Source organism: Arthrobacter sp. Soil736, from assembly GCF_001428005.1.
GTDB lineage: Bacteria > Actinomycetota > Actinomycetes > Actinomycetales > Micrococcaceae > Arthrobacter.
In genome coordinates this window covers 1-5,590 of record NZ_LMSB01000054.1, presented here as the reverse complement: position 1 = coordinate 5,590, position 5,590 = coordinate 1, and the positions used below count along the sequence as shown (strand labels likewise).

The window sequence follows — 5,590 nt, the reverse complement described above, 5'->3', positions numbered from 1 at the left end:
AAACCTCCCGAGAAAAGCCAGACAGACACGGAGCCAACGACCCACAAGAAACTAGCCGCCTAAACTCACGCTGGCCTCATTCACCTTGACAAGTTCCGCGGGACCGGACACACCGCGCCCCCCATCCGCTACGACCCCAACTAAAAAATCTTCAGCGACCCCCTGCCGCACCTGTTCGCCCGACTGGTCGGACCCACGCAGAACGTTCTCTCCCACGCCTTTATACGCCGCGTCCTCAATCTCGTCGCCGAGCATGCGGGCCTGAGCGATGCCGGCTCGCCAGTCGCGTTCACCCCGCACGACCTTCGTCGTCTCGACCCTGCTCGGCCACTTGAACCTCGAAACGACCAGGGGATACACAGCCGTCTTTCCCGAACACGTCATCCTGGCACACCACCAGGACCTGCCTTGGCGGATGCCCTCCAGCAGGGCATCCCGGGTCAGCGCCGTCGCGTTCACCACGTTATGCGGAAGGCCGATCACCTGGGGCACACTGTGGGCGTCGCTGTTGCCCTGCCGGGAGCCAGCGGCCGTCGCGACGGGAAGCGGACTGGACGAGAGTGGAGTCCCAAGTGTCGACGGCGGACTCGTCGTCGGCGGTCCATGGCCCGTTCGATCTCCACCGCATCCGCGTCGTCGTATCTTAACTTCCACCAGCAGGCGACCTAGGCGCAGTACGGATGGGCCGGCACGACCAAGGCGCCTGTGCTGCGGATCCGCTGTGTGGCATATTCGAAACCCTTGTCGCGGCCGCGGTAGCGCCAGTCGATCCACTCTCCCGGGGCAGCCCGAGGCTGGCCAGGGAGTGGCCGTTGCGGGTGGCCACTTCCTCTCCCGTGATGATCGGCAAGTCATTGCCGGAAAGCGGGCCCCCTCGCCGTGCGCCGCCGGGGTGTTGTGCTCGGTGCTGATCATGAAGTCCAGGTGCGCTGCGCGTGCTCCGCCGCGACTTCATCGGGTGTGCGTCTGCCGTTGGAGTGACGGTGTGCAGGTGCGCGTCTCCGCGGTACGACCCTGCCCCTCGTCCGGCAGTCTGTTGCGGCGGGTACTGGGGGCGGTAGGCCGCTCCGTCTGGCCCGTATTCCAAGGTGACGTTGACCGTGTAGTCCAGTCCTTGTTCGGAAACCTGGTACGAGCCAAGCGCGATGTTCCCGGTGCCTTTTCCGACAGGGCCGGGGAAGTGGTCCGGTGTTGCTTCGGCAGTGCTGATGCAGGCGTTGCCGCGCAGGCCGGGGGTTACCTGGGGTTTGTTATAGCTGTAGGAGACGCTGATCTTGTTGACTCCTGAAGGCACCTCGACGGGCACATGGACGAAGTCGTCTGCCCCGGCGTCCAGGTGGCGGGTGATCGTCTTGGTTCCGCTCGTTCCCGTATCAGCAGCGGCGAAGGACATGGGTGCCAGCGTTCGCGCCGCTCCGGTTAGTGTGGCGGCGAGGAAATCTTGGCGCGAGGGGGAAGGATGATGTCGGCCGCATGGGCTTTGGATGGTGAACTCGCTGGCGCGATGCTCACAATGCGGACTGAACAAACGGCAAGGGCCCGGGAAACGGAACCTGAAACGACGAGTTGCCGTCATTGCCTAATGGTGTCCCCGGTTCCGGAACAGGGTTCTTCTAGACCGCCAAAAAGCTGACGTCGCCGGACGCAGCGCTCCTAGTCCAACTATGCCCGCCAACCCTGTCGTAGCCTTGGGATCAAGCGACGATGTTGATGGAGGTGCGCCGCATGCAGGAGCTGGCGACCACAGTAGATCCGCTTGCGGAGATCGCAGGACGCACCGCAGAGGAAGTTCTGCTTGAACTGAAGTCGGATGTTTCCGGTTTGAGCAGCGAGGAAGCCTTGGCACGGTTGGCCCAGTGGGGTCCGAATGCGGTCAGGACGCACAAGGCCGAGGTCTGGCCGGTTTTGGGGCGTCAGCTGCGTAGCCCGATCCTGATCCTCTTGATTGTCACGGCTGGCGTTTCCCTTTTCTTGGGCGACGCCGTGAACTCGATCGTCATTGGCGTGATTCTCTTCGTGAGTGTCGGTCTTGGCTTCAGCAATGAGTTCAGGGCCGAGCGGGCGTCGGAGGCGCTTCACTCGCGGGTGGCCCACGGCACGATTGTTGTGCGTGACGGCATGCCCCGCCAGGTCCCCGTAACGGAGATCGTTCCCGGCGACGTCGTCCACCTCGTGCTGGGCGCTGTAGTGCCGGCTGACATACGCCTTCTGAGCGGCGAGGATCTTCTCTGTGACGAGAGCATCCTCACAGGCGAGTCCCTTCCCGTTCCGAAGAACCCGGACCCGGTGCCGGCAACCGCCGGCGAAGAGGGACTCCCCTCATGTGTGCTGATGGGGACCGTGATCCATTCCGGCAGCGGGACCGGGGTTGTCGTCGCTACCGGCGCGAGGGCCGAATTCGGCCGCATCGCCATGGAGCTTGGTGAACGGCAGCCGCAAACGGAGTTCCAGCTTGGCCTGAAACGATTCTCCTTCCTCCTGCTTCAGGTTGCCCTTGTTCTCACCATGCTCATCTTCGTTGCGAACCTGGTCCTGCAGCGTCCGCTGATCGAGTCCCTGCTCTTCTCATTGGCGATTGCTGTGGGTATCACGCCGCAGTTGCTTCCCGCGGTGGTGAGTACCAGCCTGGCTACGGGCACACGGGAACTCGCCCGACGCAAGGTGTTGGTCAAGCGGCTTGTATGCATCGAGGACCTAGGCGACATGGACATGCTGGTTACCGACAAGACGGGAACGCTCACCGAAGGCCGTGTCAGCTACACGGGGGCGGTGCCGACCGGTCCGCGGACAGAGGCCGACGCCGTGTATGTGCTGGGCCTGCTGGCCACGGAGGCCGACTACGCCCAGGGAGCGCTGGGTGCTGCGGGGGATAATCCGCTGGACCGGGCGCTCTGGGAGGCCCCGGAGGCAAGTGCTTTTGAAGCGGGCCGTTACGAACGGCTTGATGTGATTCCCTTCGACCACGAACGCCGTATGACCAGCGCCCTCGTCCGCGGAACCGATGGTTCCCGACGGCTGGTGACAAAAGGTGCGCCCGAAGACGTCTTGGGTCACTGCATTGGCATCCCGCCAGGAGCCCAGGACCTGCTTGATGAGCAGTTCAAAGCCGGCTCTCGGGTGGTTGCCGTTGCAGTGAGGGAGCTGCCGGATGCCTCCGCCATCGAACCCGGCGACGAGAAGAACCTGACGCTGGCCGGGTTCCTTGTCTTTCTTGACCGGCCTAAGAACAGCGCACGGCAGTCGCTTGAGCAGTTGGCCGCCCTGCAGATATCGGTCAAGATCGCCACCGGAGACAACGCCAAGGTCGCCGAGAAAGTCTGCGCAGATCTCGGGTTGAAGAGCGGAAGGACTCTCGTCGGGTCAGAAATCGATCAACTCTCGGATGTTGAACTCGCCGCCGCTGCCCGCGAAGCCGGCATTTTCGCCCGGGTCTCCCCGGAACAGAAAGCGCGCGTCATCCGCCAACTCCGCCAGAGCGGGCGGGCGGTGGGATTCCTCGGCGATGGCGTCAATGATGCGCTTGCACTCCACCACGCTGACATAGGTATATCCGTAGACAGTGCCGTCGACGTCGCCAAGGACGCAGCCGACGTCGTACTACTGGACAAAGACCTGGGGGTCCTTGCCGAAGGCGTCATGGAGGGTCGGCGGATCTTCGCCAACACCATCAAGTACGTCCTCATGGGGACTTCGAGCAACTTCGGGAATATGTTCAGTGCCGCGACCGCATCAGTCGTGCTGAGTTTCCTGCCGATGCTGCCCGGACAGATCCTGCTTAACAACCTCCTCTACGACACAGGCCAGCTGGCCATCCCCAGTGACCGCGTGGACAAAGAGCAGCTGATTGCCCCCTCGCACTGGAATATAGGCTTCATCCGCCGGTTCATGGCCCTTTTCGGCCCTATCAGCTCTTTGTTTGACTTCGCCACGTTCGCCCTGATGCTCTTCGTCTTCCAAGCGGTCCCCGGCGAATTCCGGGCAGGCTGGTTCATCGAATCCATTGCCACCCAGACCCTGATCATCTTCGCCGTCAGAACACACCGCGTACCCTTCCTGCGCAGCCGTCCCTCAGCCGGCCTGATCAGCGCGTCTCTTGCGGTCGTCGCGGTAGGCATCTTCCTGCCACTCTCGCCGCTGGCCTCGGTGCTTGGCTTCGATCCGCTGCCGGTCCCTTTCTTCCTCGCGTTGCTCGGCATGATCGTGATCTATCTGGTCTTCGTCGAAATCGCAAAGCAATGGTTCTTCACCCGCGCCGGACAGCTGCCGCCCGGCGAACGTCGTCGCACCCCCGAACACCACATTCACAGGCACGCTGCACGCTTCAGTTCCCCGGTGCCCGTCGTACTCCCGGCGAGGCAGCGGCGCCCGCGCAGCGCCGCTTGACGTCCTGACCCGAACTGCCGCTTCGGTTGACAGGCAAACCGAGACCCCCGCGGGCGGTCCTTTCCAGCCGCCGGAGCGTAGGGAAGTAACTGGAGTAAGCGCTCGACGGCGGGCACAGTCATGTGAGACCGACCTGACCCGGTTGACTCCAGGCATCGCGGAAATCCGGGTAGGCAGGCCGCCTCTGCACCGGCCGAACCGTCCATATCCTGGTCACGCAACAAGCTGTGCGAAGGGCCGGGGGAGGCGTCGACGACTCATGTCAGTGCGCTGGATAATTGACCGATCCACGGACACCAACCGCGCCGGCCCGATGAGGATCACGGTCGAGCCTTGGGCGGCTGCTGTTCAGGTCATTGTCGCCAATGGCCTGAGGCTGAGATGCGGTAATCGTGCTTGCCGTTCCGTCCTCCGTGTGCCTGCGCAGGATTGAAGCGGACACGAAGAGTGCTCGCGGTGCCTGGCCTTGGGGTCGTCGCACCGCTCCCTTCCTGAATCAGTTGCGGAACGAAGCTGATTCCGTAACCAGGGGAAAACCCCTTGAACCTGAAGCTCAGCTGATCATACGGTCGTTCGGGATCGGGGGCCTCAGGATGAGCCCCGGCCCCGGTGCTATAAAGATGAGGCAATGGGGGTACCGGAGGCGGGCAGCGAAACCTGCGGCGCACGAACGGTCTTGAAGACCGAGTCCCCGTTTCGGCGCGCCCCAGTCGTGGCTCACGGGGTCGGAAATTTCGTCGTCTCCGGCTTGGGGCTCGGCAGTCTGGTCCGTGTCGGCAAAGAGAAGCCGGAATCTGTGGGATGCACGCCGCAAAAATGAACACGGATGCCGAAGATGCGCTCGGTGACATCCGCCGCTTCCGACCATCTTGGATGGTTTTCACTGGGAACTCGTTTCACTGGATGTGCGGCCGGTCGGGGGGAGTACCGCACGGCGGATGGGCGAGCTTGACATCTATCCCATCAATTTCATCGGCGAACGACGGGAGTGCTGCTGCGGACGAACCGGGCACAAAGCTGGCAGAACTGACGGTGAATGAAAAAGTTTGAAGAGGACGAGGTGAACGTCAACTAGGCCTGGACAGCCCTACGTGTCAGGGTTGGGTGAGGCCAGCAACTCAGAGCAAGTCCGCCGTGTGATGTAGGGCGAGAACCAGGAACTGATTCACAATGTCCAGCCAATCTTTGATCGCCGTGCGCGACGATA

Annotated in this window: 3 protein-coding genes; 1 reads left to right on the top strand and 2 read right to left on the bottom strand. The window is 62.8% G+C overall.

Features of this window, described 5'->3' with window-relative positions; all coding sequences use genetic code 11:
* Nucleotides 1-51: 51 nt before the first annotated feature.
* Nucleotides 52-492, bottom strand: coding sequence for a hypothetical protein (locus ASG92_RS28685; protein ID WP_157372440.1), 441 nt, complete (start codon nucleotides 490-492; stop codon nucleotides 52-54).
* A gap of 151 nt (nucleotides 493-643) precedes the next feature.
* Nucleotides 644-1,393, bottom strand: coding sequence for a hypothetical protein (locus tag ASG92_RS28680; RefSeq protein ID WP_157372438.1), 750 nt, complete (start codon nucleotides 1,391-1,393; stop codon nucleotides 644-646).
* A gap of 332 nt (nucleotides 1,394-1,725) precedes the next feature.
* On the opposite strand from ASG92_RS28680, the gene mgtA reads away from it, so the two are divergent.
* The gene (mgtA, locus tag ASG92_RS23240) at nucleotides 1,726-4,383 is read left to right on the top strand and encodes a magnesium-translocating P-type ATPase (protein ID WP_056634107.1); all 2,658 of its coding nucleotides are present in this window, start codon (nucleotides 1,726-1,728) and stop codon (nucleotides 4,381-4,383) included.
* The last annotated feature ends 1,207 nt before the right edge of the window (nucleotides 4,384-5,590 follow it).

Excerpts from the sequence above, each read along its gene's own strand:
- mgtA (WP_056634107.1), top strand. The coding sequence starts at position 1,726 with ATGCAGGAGCTGGCGACCACAGTAGATCCGCTTGCGGAGATCGCAGGA.
- ASG92_RS28680 (WP_157372438.1), bottom strand. The coding sequence starts at position 1,393 with ATGTCCTTCGCCGCTGCTGATACGGGAACGAGCGGAACCAAGACGATC.